Annotated in this window: 7 protein-coding genes; 3 read left to right on the top strand and 4 right to left on the bottom strand. The window is 67.8% G+C overall.

The window, feature by feature from the left end; all coding sequences use genetic code 11:
* Positions 1-58 precede the first annotated feature (58 nt).
* The 4 genes from AQJ67_RS03210 to AQJ67_RS03195 form a co-directional block, all read right to left on the bottom strand.
* A complete protein-coding gene (locus tag AQJ67_RS03210; RefSeq protein WP_062716408.1) occupies positions 59-3,241 on the bottom strand; it encodes a type I restriction endonuclease subunit R in 3,183 nt (1,060 codons plus the stop codon).
* Entirely contained in the window at positions 3,238-4,515 is a 1,278-nt protein-coding gene (locus tag AQJ67_RS44650; protein WP_079055732.1) for a restriction endonuclease subunit S, read from the bottom strand. The genes AQJ67_RS03210 and AQJ67_RS44650 overlap by 4 nt, the downstream gene beginning before the upstream one ends.
* On the bottom strand, positions 4,512-6,503 hold the full coding sequence (locus tag AQJ67_RS03200) for a type I restriction-modification system subunit M (RefSeq protein WP_062716406.1): 1,992 nt from the start codon (positions 6,501-6,503) through the stop codon (positions 4,512-4,514). The genes AQJ67_RS44650 and AQJ67_RS03200 overlap by 4 nt, the downstream gene beginning before the upstream one ends.
* A 114-nt stretch (positions 6,504-6,617) precedes the next feature.
* Positions 6,618-8,822 (bottom strand): N-6 DNA methylase, encoded by a 2,205-nt coding sequence (locus AQJ67_RS03195; RefSeq protein ID WP_208614891.1) that lies wholly within the window; start codon positions 8,820-8,822, stop codon positions 6,618-6,620.
* Positions 8,823-8,966: 144 nt separating this feature from the next.
* On the opposite strand from AQJ67_RS03195, the gene AQJ67_RS03190 reads away from it, so the two are divergent.
* The 3 genes from AQJ67_RS03190 to AQJ67_RS47450 all read left to right on the top strand — a co-directional run bounded on the left by AQJ67_RS03190 (position 8,967) and on the right by AQJ67_RS47450 (position 12,844).
* Entirely contained in the window at positions 8,967-10,313 is a 1,347-nt protein-coding gene (locus AQJ67_RS03190) for a ParB N-terminal domain-containing protein (RefSeq protein WP_244190347.1), read from the top strand.
* Positions 10,310-10,885 (top strand): Rv1352/Rv1906c domain-containing protein, encoded by a 576-nt coding sequence (locus tag AQJ67_RS03185; protein ID WP_244190346.1) that lies wholly within the window; start codon positions 10,310-10,312, stop codon positions 10,883-10,885. Before AQJ67_RS03190 ends, AQJ67_RS03185 begins: the two co-directional genes overlap by 4 nt.
* A gap of 183 nt (positions 10,886-11,068) precedes the next feature.
* The gene (locus tag AQJ67_RS47450; RefSeq protein ID WP_159058705.1) at positions 11,069-12,844 is read left to right on the top strand and encodes a hypothetical protein; all 1,776 of its coding nucleotides are present in this window, start codon (positions 11,069-11,071) and stop codon (positions 12,842-12,844) included.
* Positions 12,845-13,036: the final 192 nt, after the last annotated feature.

Genomic DNA, 13,036 nt, shown 5'->3' with positions numbered 1-13,036 from the left:
CCGGCGGACATGTGGCGAACGGGGCTCGGTGCCAAACACGCACCGAGCCCCGCTCATGTCAGAGCTCGTCCAGCCCCTCCTCCCGGCGGATCATCCGCCAGGCGGCCCGGCGGGCGCTGCGGTCGAGGTTGGACTTGAAGTCCCGGTCGGTGCCGAAGTACCGCTTGCCGAGGGTGTCGATCGTGGAGACGTGATCCATCATGTTCTCCTCGAACTTCTTGTCGAAGACGATGCCGAAGTTCTCCTCGTCGTTGACGAGGGCGGCGGCACGGACCTTCGGGTCCTCCTTCGTGGCGTTGAAGGCCGGGAGGACGTCCTCCTCGGTGAACTCCGTGCCGAACTTGGCGTTGAACTTCTCGATCAGCTCGGACAGCAGTGACTTCTCGGCGTCCTTGGCGCCGCCAACTCCGTCGCCGAAGCCTTTGAGCTCGGACGGACCCACGGGGTTGAGGGACACGTCGTGCTCGCCGGTCTTCTCGACGCGCAGGTGGCTCAGATCCACCTCGCCTATGTCCACTCCGCCGTCCGCGAGGCGGGGGAGGCGGTTGAGGAGGTACCGCCCGTACAAGTACAGGCGCTCCAACTCGGCGTCCTGGTACGGCACGATCTGCGCGAGGAATCCGTACTTGCGGACGTAGTCGTTGAGGTTGGCCCGGAACTCCTCCGCCGTCTCGACGTCGTCCTCCTCTTCGCTCTCCAAGAGGGCGGTGAAGCGGGTGACGGCGGGGGAGAGGAGCCGGTACAGCTCGGCGTGCAGCTTCTCCCACTTGGACTGGGAGCCGCCCGCCTTCGCCTGCGCCTCGAAGTACGCGACCACGAATTCGTCCATGTCCTGCTCGGAGATGACCGGCACGGACATGACGCGGCTCTGGGCCGTGTAGAGGAGGTTCGGGTCGGAGGGCAGGGTGTGCGCCTCCTCGAAGTACGGGCGGAAGGCGTCCTGTATGTCCTCGGCCTCGTTGACGAAGTCCAGGACGGCGAGGTCGGCCTGGGACTTGCGTTCGGCGGTGCGGTTGAGGCGGGAGAGGGTCTGCACGGCGGCGATGCCGCTCAGTGTCTTGTTGACGTACATCGTCGTCAGTAGCGGCTGGTCGAAGCCGGTCTGGTATTTCTCGGCGACGACGAGGATCCGGTACTCCTGCTGGCCCTTGCAGCCGGCCTTCGCGGCCTTGTCGTCGGCGCGGGTGTAGGCGAAGGCCTTCGGCAGGGCGCCCTCGGAGAGGCCGCCGTTCTCCTTGACCTCGGTGGTCTCCTCGCCGTCGATCGTGAGGGAGCCGGAGATGGCGACCAGGACTCCCAGGTCCGGGTACTTGGTGTCGTAGTCCCGGTCCTTGATGTAGCTGCGGATGGCGCGGGCCATCTGCACGGCGGATAGGCGGGAGGCCGTGACCACCATCGCCTTGGCGCGTCCGCCGAGCCGACCGCGGGTGTGCGCGACGAAGTGCTCGACGATCACCTGCGCGTGCTGCGACACCGTGTGCTCGTGCATCAGCGCGAACCGTGCGAGCAGGCTGTTCGCCTTGGAGGGGTCGACCTCCTTCTCGTCGTGGTTGAGGTTCGCGAGCTTCCAGTACGTGTTGTACGTGACGTAGTTGCGCAGCGGGTCGAGGATGAAGCCTTCCTCGATGGCCTGGCGCATGGAGTAGGTGTGGAAGGGGCGGTAGACGGCCTTGCCGTTCTCCACGCCTTCCGTGCCGAAGAGTTCGAGGGTCTTGGACTTAGGTGTGGCGGTGAATGCGAAGTAGGAGAGGTTGGTGGCACGGGAGCGTTCCACCGCCTTCGCCTTCAGCTTGTCGTCCACGGTTACCGTGGTCGCGCCCTCGTCGTCCGAGTCGGCGTCCAGGCCGAGGTCGCGCAGTGCGGATTTCACGGCGGTCGCTGCGTCGCCGGACTGGGAGGAGTGCGCCTCGTCGACGATGATCGCGAAGCGGGTGCCCTTGATCTCGGTGGGGTTGCGCTTGATGTAGTCGAGCAGTGCGGGGAACGAGTGCAGGGTGACCGTGACGATCTTGCCGGTGTCCCGGGAGAGGGCGCGGGCGAGCTGCTCGCTCTTCGCGCCGTGCTTCTCGTCGACCTTGACGACCAGGCCGTCCGTCTGCGAGAAGCTGCCGACCGTCGCCGACAGCTGCGCGTCCAGGGCGCGGCGGTCGGTGATGACGATGACCTTGTCGAAGACGGGCTCGCCGGGCTTGATGCGGCCGTCGGCGACGGCGTCGGTCCTGAGCACCCGCGGATCGGTACGGGCGTGCAGGTCGCTGAGCCGGTGGGCCAGCCAGCCGATGGTGTTCGACTTGCCGGAGCCGGCGGAGGCCATGACCAGATAGTTCTGGCCGGCGCCGTGGACGGACGCGTGTGCGGTGAGCTTGCGGACCACATCCCACTGATGGAAGCGGGGGAAGATCGTCGACTTGGTGGTGCCGCCGCCGGGTGTCTTGTGCTTCTGCTGGTGCACGAAACGCTGGAGCAGGTCGAGCCAGTTGTCGCGCTGCCAGACCTGTTCCCAGAGGTACGAGGTGGCGTAGGTGCCGTGGGCCGTGGGCGCAGGGTTCCCGGCCCCGCCGGGCTGGCCGGGGCCGTTCGAGCCGGTGTTGAAGGGCAGGAACTGGGTGCTCTTTCCGCGCAGTTGCGTGGTGACGAAGACCAGGTCCGGGTCTACGGCGAAGTTTGCTATCACGCGTCGCGTGAAGATCAGCTCGGTGGGGTCGCGGTCGGTCCGGTACTGCTTCTTGGCGTGCTCGACGCCCTGACCGGTGAGTGGGTTCTTCAACTCGGCCGTGGCGATGGGGATGCCGTTGAGGAACAGGGTCAGGTCGAGGCGGTAGCCCCAGTCGGCCTGCTTCGTGGCGTAGGGGAGTTCGCGTACGACGGTGAGGCGGTTGGCCCGGTAGCCGTCGAGTACGGAGTCGGCGGAGATGAGGTTGGGCTTGAAGTAGGCGACGCGGAGGCGGACGCCTCGGTCCTTGACGCCGTTGCGGAGGACGTGGAGGAGGCCGTCATCGGCTATGGCCCGGTCGAGACGCTGGGCGAAGCCGCGCTGCGCCTCGTTGGGGTTGCCGCCGTAGACGGTGAGGAGTTCGTGCCACTCGTCGGGCTGGGTCGCGCCGATGAAGGTGAACAGCTCGTTGGTGTCGAGGCCGAGGTCGGGTCGGTAGTCCTCGGGGTTTGCCTCACGCCAGCCGCGTTCGCAGAGGGAGGCGACTATGGCGGACCCGAAGGAGGACTCGTCGTGCACGGGGCTCATACGGTTACTCCTTCGGTTACATTGCGGCCGCTGGCGGTGGACACGTCGAACTGGCCGGTTACGGCAGCGGTGATCAGGGCTTGGCGGCGCTCCGTCAGAGTCGTGATTTGCCGGCGAAGTGTGCATTCGAGTCTCTGAGTGAACTCCGTGGACCGCAGTACCATGTGAGCCAGCTCGGTCTGGCTGGCTTCATCGCTTGGCCACTGGAGGGAGAAGTTCGCCATATCTTCCATGCCAAGTGTTCGCTGGGCACTGTCATTTCCAGTAGCCAGTAGGGCTTGCTCCTGGAAATCCGCAGCATTGATCCAAGCAGCCAGTAGTTGACGGTTCACGTTTGCTTTTGGCCGCAGGACGGCAACAGCCCTGTTGACATTGGCTCCAGCGATGCTGTGTGGGGCTACTGCTGCGCGCCCTAGGGTGCCAACCACGCTAACGAGTACATCGCCCGCTCGTACCAAAGTCGTGGGGTGCTGGGCAGAGACCTCGGGTGCGATTGTAGTCAGATTCTGAGCTCGCCCGGGAAGGTCCAGGAGGTCGTTTACTCGAACGAATTTGACTCCGCCCTCCTCGAACTTAGGTACCAAAACTCCATACCTGGGGCGGCTGGTCAAGAGAAACTTCAACTTGGTCCGAAACGTATTGGCTTCCTGGAAGAGGTGTCGGATCGACGCCTCTTGACGGGACTGCAGCAATTGACGCTGTTGTTCTCGGTGCACCACGATTTGGTCTATGCGAGTGGTCTCTTCGTCCAGGAAGTCGGCGATGCGGCGCTGCTCCTCCAGCGGGGGCAACGGAACGCGCAGTTGCTCGATGCCAGGCATGTAAATGGTCTTGTGTGTCGACCCCGTGGCGACACGCTTGAGATCCGGCGCCATGCCACGAAGGGCATGCAGCAGAAAGCGAGGCTCCAGCTTCGGACCGCAGGTCCAAGTGGCGAAATCCTGACTCGTGGCCATGTCACGGCCCATGATCGCGGAAAATCCCACCGAAGCGGTGCGAGAGAGGATCACGGTTCCGGCTGGATGCTTTACGGCCGCCGAGTTCGCCAGTCCGAGTGGGCTGACCATCTCTTTGGTCTCTGTGATGACGTTGGTCTGGCCGTCACGCAGCTGCCATACGTCGGCGAGTGTGATCCACGGAACCGTGCAGTCCTCCCAGTACTCGGGCTTGCTGCGGCTGGGCGTGTGCCCAGATCCCAAGCGGGCTACAAGCCGGATCGGCGCTGTGGGCCATCGCGAAGCAGAAAGCCAGGGTGCCAGACGCGACTCCGTCATTCCGTTACCTCCCCCAACAGCCCCTGAATCTCCGCTTCCAACGCCTTCAATTCCGCGTCGATCTCCGCCAACGGCCGAGGCGGCTCGTACACATAGAAGTGCCGCGTGAACGGAATTTCGTACCCGACCTTCGCCTTCCCGTGGTCGATCCACGCATCCGGCACATGCGGGTGCACTTCCCGCTTCAGGTACTCCTCGACATCCTCACCCAGAGGCACGTTCTCGTAGTCCCGAAGCTCACTGTCCGGCTCGGGCTGGCCCTTCACCAGCTGGACCTCACCCTCCGGATCCCGCACCCCGATGGCGTCACGCAGCGCCTTGTTGAAGGGCGCGCCCGTCGGCCATGTCGACCCGGCCGCGACCACCGCGTCCTTGAGAGCGAGCCAAGCCTCCTGCTTCGTAGCCCAACTCCTCACCTCCATCGACTCGAAGGCGTCGAACATGACCGAAGCCTGCGGCAGCTTCTGGATCACCTTCGACGCCTCCAGCGCCGCGAGCGTCTCCTCCGTCACCTCGAACCGCAGCTTCAACGGCCGCTCGACCGTGATCCGCTGGTACCCGAAGTCCTCGTTCCAGAAGACCTTCACCTTGCCGTGCAACGGATGCTCCGCATCCCCCGCCGCAGCCAGCGCCTCGCCGTACAGCTTGACCACCGTCGCAATGTGGTCCTTGCCCAGCTCCTTGCGCTTGTCGCCCAGCGACTTCCGCATCTTCTGCCACTGGTCCCGCGCGTCCAGCAACACGACCTTGCCCTTGTGGTCCGGGCTCTTCCGGTTGGTCAGGATCCAGAAGTACGTGGAGATACCGGTGTTGTAGAAGAGTTGGTCCGGCAGGGCCACGATGCCCTCCAGCCAGTCGTTCTCCAGGATCCAACGGCGGATCTCCGACTCCCCCGAACCTGCCGCGCCCGTGAACAGCGGCGAACCATTGAAGACGATCGCCAGTCGCGAGCCGCCCCCGCCGTTCACATCCACCGGCTTCATCTTCGAGATCATGTGCTGGAGGAACAGCAGCGAACCGTCGTTGATGCGCGGCAGCCCCGCCCCGAAGCGGCCGGCCTCGCCCAGCGACTTGTGCTCGTGCTCGACCTCCTCCTTGACCTTCTTCCACTCCACGCCGAACGGAGGGTTCGCCAGCATGTAGTCGAAGGACTTACGGGCGTGTCCGTCGTCGGAGAAGGAGTTACCGAAGGCGATGTTCTCCGGGTTCTGGCCCTTGATCATGAGGTCGGACCGGCAGATCGCCCACGACTCGGGGTTGAGCTCCTGCCCGTACACCTCCACCGTGGCGTCCGGATTGAGCTCCGTGATGAGGTCGTCCATCGCCGAGAGCATGCCGCCCGTGCCGCAGGCCGGGTCCAGGACCGTGCGCACGGTGCCGGGTAGCTGGAGTCCGTCACCGTCCGGGGCGACCAGTAGCCGCACCATCAGCTGGATAACCTCACGCGGCGTGAAGTGCTCACCGGCCGTCTCGTTGGACTGCTCCGCGAAGCGGCGGATCAGTTCCTCGAAGATGTAGCCCATGTTGTGGTTGGGCACGATCTTCGGACGCAGGTCCAGGTCCGTGAACTTGCCGATGACCTTGTAGAGCAGCCCTGAGCTGTCCAGCCGCTTGATCTGCTGAGCGAACTCAAAACGGTCCAGAACGCCCTGCGCGTTGTCGGAGAACGCCCCCACATACACCTGTAGGTTCTTCGCCGCGCTCCCCGGATCTCCGGCGATCTTCTTGAGAGTCAGATCGGACCTGTTGTAGAAGGAGTGGCCTGAGGCCCGGCGCAGGAAACGGTCCGGGTCGATCCCGCTGTCCTCGTACTGAGCCGCCAGCTCCGCGACCTTCTCGCGCGTCGGCTCCAGCACGCACTCAAGCCGCCGCAGGACCGTGAACGGCAGGATGACCTTGCCGTAGTCGGACTGCTTGTAGTCCCCCCGCAGGAGGTCGGCGACGGACCACGCGTGGTTCGCCAACTCCGTGTGCTTGCTGCTGTTCAACTGGATCCCCGGATTCCTTCCGAAATGTCCCAACCCACCGACCGAGCCGAGCCAAGTCCATCGGCCGACCGGGACGGTCTGACAAGTGTGGTCTATGTGTGAAGGTCTGCGTGCCTAACGGGGCGAATCGCCACCCCTGCCGCTGCCGCGTACCTCCGCGGTTTCCTTCGACGGCAGCAATTGGCCTCCCGTGAGCCCGCCCGCCAGCAACCGCGCCGTCTCCTCCGCCAGCCCCGTCGCCCGCCGCGCCCCCGCCCGGAGCTCGTGCACGTGCCGGAACGCCTCCCCGTACCGCCGCTGCTCCTCCAGCGGTAGCAGCGGCACGCGCAGTCGGCCCGGGCTGACCGTCAGGACCGTGCTGCCCGTCGACGCGCCCGCGATGTTCTCCTCCGCGCCCAGGAACCCGACGAGGAACCAGGCGTCCAGGCGTGCCGGGTCCGGCCGGAAGAGATGGACGTGAGGGCCGAGCGGCGCCCCCGTGTCCTCGTCGCCCGCGACCCGGGCCATCGGGCCGTCGCCGCTCGCGACCGCCCTTACGAGGACGTCCCCGACGGCGATCAGGGGCGCGGCGGTGCCACGTAGCTCCGCCGGGTCGCCCGTGGGGCCCGACCCGCGTGCAATGTCCGACCCGGTGAGCACTGCCTGGGCATGCGGCTGCTCCCCGCTCCCGCCCTCGCTCCCGCCTTCCGCCCGGCCCCGCGTACCCTCCGGCACCGTCCGCAACAGCGTCAGCGCCCCACCTCGCGCGAGGTCGGACGCCGTCGCCGTCCGCCACTCGCGTGCCGAGCCGTCGCCCGCCGTGCTCCAGCCCTCGTGACCGGCCGTCCGCGCAAGGGACTTCGCGGCTCCGACCAGACTCCGGCGCGCCGCGTCGACCTCCGCCGACAGCTCCGCCGGATCGACCTCCGCCCGTGACGCCCGTACGAGCCGTGCCGGGGTCAGGTCCACCACGTCGTCCAGCAAATCCACCACACTTGCCGCGTGTGCGACGCCGGGTTCGCTCTCGAAGGCTTCCGGGCTCTCGATGAACGCCCGCCACACTCCAAGCACTCGGGCCGTCAAAGCCGGCCAATCCAGGGATGCGGACCGGCCCACCCCCCGCGAGCGGGCGGCGGGCACCGCCGTACCACCACGCCCGACTGCCACCGTCTCGGCCGCCGCATCCACGAACAGGACCGACTTCCGCTCCGGCCCACCCGGCTCCGGCCGCTGCAACACCCACACCTGCAGCCCGACGTGCAACGGCACCGACGCCCCGACCGGCAGCGCGATCACTGCCCGCAGTGCCCCACTGCGCACCAGCTCAGCCCGCACACGACGCCCCGACGCACGCCCGGCCGCGGCCGGCGGCAGAAGCAGGGCCGCGTAGCCGCCCGGTGTCAGATGGGCCAGCGCGTGCTGTACCCACGCCAGCTCCGACTCGGCGCGGGCCGGTACGCCGTACGCCCAGCGGGGGTCGTACGCCAATTCGTCGTGGCCCCAGTCGCGGACGCCGTAGGGCGGGTTGCAGACCACCGCGTCCACTACCAGGTCGGGGAAGGCGTCCGCGCGGAGGCTGTCGGCGGCGCGCACGGTGACCGTGGCCTCGGGGGCAGTCAGCTTCAGGCTCACGAGGCTGCGCTGGGCCTGCACGGGAAGCGTGTCCTGACCGTACAGCTCGTGTGAGCCCCGGCGGGCAACAGCCGCCAGCAGGCTGCCGCTGCCGCAGGCCGGGTCGAGGACGCGGGCTGGTGAGCCGGGGATCAGGCGGGCGAGCAGGTCCGCGAGCGGCGCGGGGGTCTGGTACGCGCCGGATGCGGCACTGTCTTCCAGTTCCCGTTCCGCGAGCACGGCCAGCGCGGCCTGGCCGCCCTCGTCGCGTACACACGCGTACAGCGCGCGGAGCATCGGCGCGTCACCCGCCTCGAAATGGACGGGGTCAGCGGTCGGTACGGCCTCGGCCACTGTCGCCGCGTCGCGCTCCGCGCGAGCGACGAGCTCCGCGTCCGGCAACCGCGTGGCCGTGGTCAGCTCCTCCGGTGAGCGCCCCGCCGCCGAGAGGACGAGGAGCAACGAGTGCTCCGACCGACTGCCCCCGCCCTGGCCGTGCAGGCGGAGAGTCGTACGAAGTTCCTCCGCCGGCGTCGCCGCCGATTCGTGACCGCGCGAGGCGAGCCACGCACGCACGGCCTCCAGGTCGTACAGCGGACTGCTCTCCGTGCCGCCGGTCGGCGCGGGGAAGTCCTCGTGCCGACGACGCCAGTTGCTGACCGTGGCGCGCGTGACGCCCGCGATGCGGGAGATCTCGGCGGCGGTCACCTGTGCGGATGGCTGGGGCATGGCGGGAGTCCTGAGCCTCTCTGGAGTGAACAGTCAACAACCTACAGCACTCGTCAAATCCGTCAATGTGTTTGACGATGCTTTCACGGCATGCTTCTCTTGTGTTGCTTCCGAGTGGGAGCTGCTGACCTCCGGGGGAGTCTCATGCGTCTGACCATGCCGACCGCTGTCGTCGAGGGAACCCAGCTCACCGTGGCGCCGTTCCGCGCCGACGCCGTCGTCGGAACGATGTCCGTGCCGACACTCGTCCAGCTCGTGCCGTCGCCCCGCGCCGAGGAGGATCCGCGCAAGCTGAAGGCCGCCTCGGGCCTGGTGCGCCGGCACGCCGAACTGCGGGCGACCGTGCAGCGCACGCTGAAGTCCTCACAGAAGGGCAAGAACGTCGACCCGTACGCCGAATACATCGCCGCCGGGCTGAAGGGCGAACTCGGCGCCGCTTGGTCAACGCCGCCGGTCACCCTGTGGCACGCCGGACCGCTCGCCGCGCTGAGTGACGAACTCGTGCCCGGCAGCGGCCTGCGGACCCTCACCATCGCGCCGGGCACCATGGTCATCGCCATCGACGGCGAGACCCAGACCGCCGCCTGGCACGACCTCCACGACGATCCCGAGGCGCACGGCCTGACGTACCCGGAACTCGCCCAGGTGCGCCTCTCGTTCGAGCTGTACATCGACCTCGCCCCCGCCGACGCCCGGCAGATCTTCTACGACCGCAACGTGCAGGGCGTGGCCGTCGCCAAGAACCTGGCCATGTCCATGGACCAGCGCGACTACGGCACGCAGCTCGCTCATCTGGTCGCCGACTCGGTGCGGGTCGACGTGGACGGGCAGCGGGTTCCCTTCGGGCGGCTCGTGAACGTCAGCAAGCGGCAGGTGTCCGCGAGCGACCGCGAGGTCGTCACCCTCTCCGCGCTGCGCGCCCTCGTCGTCACCACGCTCTACGGGCGGAACGGTCTTCAGCGGTCCGCCGAGTCGGTGCACGAGGACGAACTGCCGGCGGGGTACCGGCCCGAGCAAGTGGAGGCCGCCGTCGTGCCGATCCTGGGACAGCTGATCGCTCGTCACGCTCGCGACTTCACCGAGCGCGGTGCCATCACCGCGCCCGCCGTCCTCGCCGGGATCGGCATCGCCGCCCACCACACCATGCCGTGGAGCGACCCGGCGTCCGCCTTCCGTACCGACGACCTGGTGCCTCCTGGACGGCATCCACTGGGAGCGCGAGGCGAAGTACTGGGACGGGGTCGCCGCCAAGACCGGCACCTCCGGCCGCCTCAACTTCAGCGGTGGAGTCAAGGACTCCGGCGGCCGGGTCGCCGAGGCGATCCTCTACCCGGCGACCGAGACGGGGCGGAAGATCCGCGGCCGCTGAGTCCCGGCGCGCGAGCCCGGTCGCCGAAGGGAGCTCTGGGATGCGGTGGTGCCGCCCCCTCCTCCCGCATCCCCATCACGTCACACGCAACGCGACGCCACGGAAACGGAGCACGTCCATGACTTTCCAGCATCCCTCCCCGCAGCCTGACCACGGATCGCAGGGCCCCTTCGGCCTCGGCACCCCCACCGGCCCCGAACAGCCCGCCCGTGCTCGCAGACGGTGGATGAAGTACGGGGCGGTCGCCTTGGTCTCCCTGTTCATCGGCGTCGGCATCGGCAACAGCAGCGGCTCGGCGGAGACGGGCAGGGACACCGCCGACACCAAGGCCGAGCCCCGGCCGACCGTGACCGTGACCGAGACCGCCGAGGCCGAAGCCGCGGCGCCCGCGCCCACCGTCACTGTGACCAAGACGGTGAACGCGAAGCCCAAGAAGACCAAGGAGCCCGGTCCCGCGACCAGCTTCTCAGGGGAGGGCGAGTACCTGGTTGGCGAGGACATCAAGGCTGGTACCTACAAGACGGTCGGCCCGGACAGTGAGTTCGGTTGCTACTGGGAGCGGGCCAAGGATGCCAGCGGCGAATTCGGCTCCATCATCGCCAACAACAACCTGAACGGGCCGGGGCGGGTGACCCTCAACAACGGGGAGTACTTCAAGACCAACAGGTGCCGGCAATGGACGCGGGTCGGCTGAAGCGACAGCGTCGCGGCGACTTCGCGCCCGGGGCTGGACGCCTCCGCGTGTCGTTTCTGCTGGTGACGATGACGTTTGGCTACGAAGTCGGTGATTGTCTGCCTTACGATCGGGGCGTTCACCGCGACGGAACCGCTTTCGGGGAGGGAATCGGACGTGCGCGGGGAAGGGGGGACTGCGTTGATGACGACGGAACCGGCTGCCTCAGCAGATGTGGAAGACCTGAGGCGCGCCGAACTGCAGCGGCGCGAGCAGCGGCGCCGGGCCCGGGAGAGCGGCGCCCTGGCCCCGTTGCGCGCCCGGCGACGGTCTGGTGAGAGCGACGTGCTGTCCGGGTTCGGCGCGGAGCCCGAGCCGGACGAGCCTGCTCCGCAACCGGTCCTGCTGCCGGACCGGGTGACGCAGACCCTACGGCGGGTTGTTGACGAGGCGGGCGAGGATCTCGCGCTTCTCGACCGGATGTTGGCCCGAGCTTCTCGTGCAGACGACCCGCTGACGGCGGTGGCTGTCGAGGCCGTCGACCTGCTGGGCAGGGCTGCCCCGCTGCCTGCTATAGGGCATCTTGTCGATCTGGCCGCCGGCGGTCTCCCTGTTCTCATCGAGGAGGAGCGTTCGCGTGCCGAGGCGATACGCTCTGGCCGTCTGCCCGCACCGGACACGCAACCGGATGTCCTCGACGCATGGCAGTTGCATCTGGAGGCCGCCGAGGCGCGAGGACGTGCCGTTCTGTCGACAGACGCCTGGCAACGGCTCGTCGAACACCTGCCGCTCTCCGTCGTGGACGACCTGATCGACCAAGGCGCTCTCCGACGGAACGTCGCGCCCCACACCTGGCCACAACAGAATGATCGTGTCAGGTATGTGACGGCACGTCTGCTACCTGGCGAGCTCGGTGACGCCGACGTCGAAGCCCTGGAATGGCGGGACGAGGAGAGCCGTCGAATCCTGTGGGCGGGCGGCACCGTATACGCCGCCGACAGCGGGCACGACCAGTGGAGCCTCCGGTCCGCTCTGTTGGGCGGCGACGTCTCGGCCCTCGACCCAACCGAATCCTACGGAGATCAGGACCTGCCCCTGGACCTGGCCGACCTTGTGCTGTCCCTGCGTCGGGTGCGGCGCGGCGCACCGGTCGACGCGCGTCTGGGCCGCGATCGGTCGCTCTTCGGACTGCTGGAGGACTGCGTCCCCGACGGCCGCCTCATCTCCGGCAACACGGCGTTCCACTATTGGGCCGGGACCCGACGCCTGTACCGGCTCCTGGACGACATGCACTGGGCGATGGCCTGTGAGCCGGAGCGGACGGAACAAGCGGTGCGCGCCGTCGTGCAGCAGGCGACTGTCCTGCGTAACCGCGAGCCTCACGGAGCGGCCGGCGCGGCGGACCGCGAGGCACGGGCCGTCCAGGCGTATCTGATCTTCTTGCACGCCCGCCCAGGCGACCGGGACCGACTCGATCAAGGTGTCGGCCTTCTCGAAGACGTGCTGAATCGGGGTGGCACACGACGTGGGGGAGTGGACGGCGCACAACGCAGGCGCCTGAGGATCCTCAGCGAACTCCTGCAGTCCCTGCGGGTCAAGGCGAAGCCGCACGATGTCCTCAACCCCTATCTCGCCCTGTGCGTCGAACATGGCTCCTCCGAGTGGGGGCAGGGGTGGCGGGACCTGCGCAGACAAGTGGCCGCGGAGCAGCTGGAGTACATCAACGGGGCCAAGGACCGCATCCGGCGCAGGGAGACGGCGCACCGCCTGGGGCAGGACGCTGAGGTCCTCTACGAAATCCCGCTGAACGAGCGGTTCCTGTGGGTGCCCGAGGACCGCAGTGAGGTGCTTCAACCCGGCCCGCGGCCTCTGGAGCGCCGCACCGGCCCCAGTGACGGACAAGAGCAGTTGTGGACCGCCACCGAGGCGGCCCGGGAGATCATCGGCCGCTGCGCCGCGAGACTGAGGAACGACAACTGATGCCCCCGAAGAAGAAGCCCCACAAGCCGACGGCCGAACCCAGGCACATCAAAGAGTTCGAGGGAGTGCGCACAAGGCCCGCCAAGGGCAGAAGCCGCAGTGGTCAGCCTCGCGGCGAGGCGAATCAAGCTGCCCGCCGGGACGACCAGGGAACTCGACCGGCGACGGCCGAAGCGGGCAACGCCAGCGGCA

The organism is Streptomyces caeruleatus (assembly GCF_001514235.1).
In the GTDB taxonomy this organism is placed as follows: domain Bacteria; phylum Actinomycetota; class Actinomycetes; order Streptomycetales; family Streptomycetaceae; genus Streptomyces; species Streptomyces caeruleatus.
This window is presented reverse-complemented; position numbering and strand designations above follow the sequence as displayed.

Bases quoted from the DNA above. Each gene is read 5' to 3' on its own strand.
- AQJ67_RS44650 (WP_079055732.1), bottom strand. From the start codon at position 4,515: ATGACGGAGTCGCGTCTGGCACCCTGGCTTTCTGCTTCGCGATGGCCC.
- AQJ67_RS03210 (WP_062716408.1), bottom strand. From the start codon at position 3,241: ATGAGCCCCGTGCACGACGAGTCCTCCTTCGGGTCCGCCATAGTCGCC.
- AQJ67_RS03185 (WP_244190346.1), top strand. From the start codon at position 10,310: ATGACTTTCCAGCATCCCTCCCCGCAGCCTGACCACGGATCGCAGGGC.
- AQJ67_RS03195 (WP_208614891.1), bottom strand. From the start codon at position 8,822: ATGCCCCAGCCATCCGCACAGGTGACCGCCGCCGAGATCTCCCGCATC.
- AQJ67_RS03190 (WP_244190347.1), top strand. From the start codon at position 8,967: ATGCGTCTGACCATGCCGACCGCTGTCGTCGAGGGAACCCAGCTCACC.
- AQJ67_RS47450 (WP_159058705.1), top strand. From the start codon at position 11,069: ATGACGACGGAACCGGCTGCCTCAGCAGATGTGGAAGACCTGAGGCGC.